We start from the raw sequence: 504 nt of genomic DNA on the forward strand, positions 1-504 counted from the left end.
TTTCCGCGTCTTCCAGCTCTTGCCGGGCAAGTTCAAACGTCTCGTCAGGCTGCCGTTTTCTGTCTCTTGCCTGTACATATTGCTGCACCGCTTGCTGAAGCTGCCATTCATAATCATATGAGGTGTTCATATTCAGGAGCTCATTTTCATCCGTTTTATTGAGCTGTTCCAGCCCTGCCGCTGTCTGCGCAGACGTCTGGCGCAGCTGCGCCTGAATGGCGGCCAGCTGTTCTCCCCAGGATTGGTACATATGAAACCCTGCCGAAAGCTCTTGTATCAGCGTTTCTTTCGCCAATAGTTCTTTATTGGGGATAAGCTTTTGCCTCTGTTTGTCCAACTCCGCCATCTTCACCCGAAGCGCCTCAAGCTGTGCTGATTTCGGGTGAAGATGGGATTCATATTTTTCCAGCTGATGCAGTCCGTCAGCAGGAAATTGTCCTGCGTGTTCCGGAAATTCTCCAATCACCTGTTCGAGTGTCGCTTTTTCATTTAGCAGCGGCTTTC

General features: G+C 50.4%; 1 pseudogene. It reads right to left on the minus strand.

Features of this window, described 5'->3' with window-relative positions:
• Window positions 1–504 (minus strand): annotated as a pseudogene (locus ACWHAR_RS32570) (hypothetical protein); the annotation flags it as partial.

Source organism: Bacillus sp. LR--39 (assembly GCF_053613335.1).